The sequence below is a fragment of the Polaromonas sp. P1_G2 genome (genome assembly GCF_056405515.1).
Genome location: NZ_JBFUBY010001631.1, coordinates 1 through 375 on the forward strand (window position 1 = coordinate 1; position 375 = coordinate 375).

The window sequence follows — 375 nt, forward strand, 5'->3', positions numbered from 1 at the left end:
CTATTGTGGCGGCCGGATGGATCAGCGGACGCTGGATTTGCTCCGGCATCCGGAAAGCTGATTACGACAGCAGAAAGCTGCGCATCGAGATCGAGCCGAGATCGATCGACTCGTTGAAGAAGCCGACCTTTTCGTCTTCCGACATGACAGCGAGCGGGTAGAGGATCGGCAGGAAATGCTCGATCGTCGGATGCGAAAGAGCCGCGATCCGGCCGAGTTTGCCGACCTCCAGCACCTTGCCCACATCCTTCGCGGCAATGGCGTCCGCCATGTAGCGATCGAATTCCTCTGCCCAGTCGAATACCCGGCCGCTCATGTCGAGCGCCCGCAGGTTATGCACGACATTGCCGCTGCCGATGATCAGCACGCCCTTTT

At 59.5% G+C, this 375-nt stretch carries 1 protein-coding gene; it reads right to left on the reverse strand.

Features of this window, described 5'->3' with window-relative positions; all coding sequences use genetic code 11:
- Nucleotides 1–61 precede the first annotated feature (61 nt).
- Nucleotides 62–375, reverse strand: a 314-nt coding sequence (locus tag AC1D0P_RS31865) for a dioxygenase family protein (RefSeq protein ID WP_477680378.1), incomplete at its 5' end; no start/stop codon positions are given.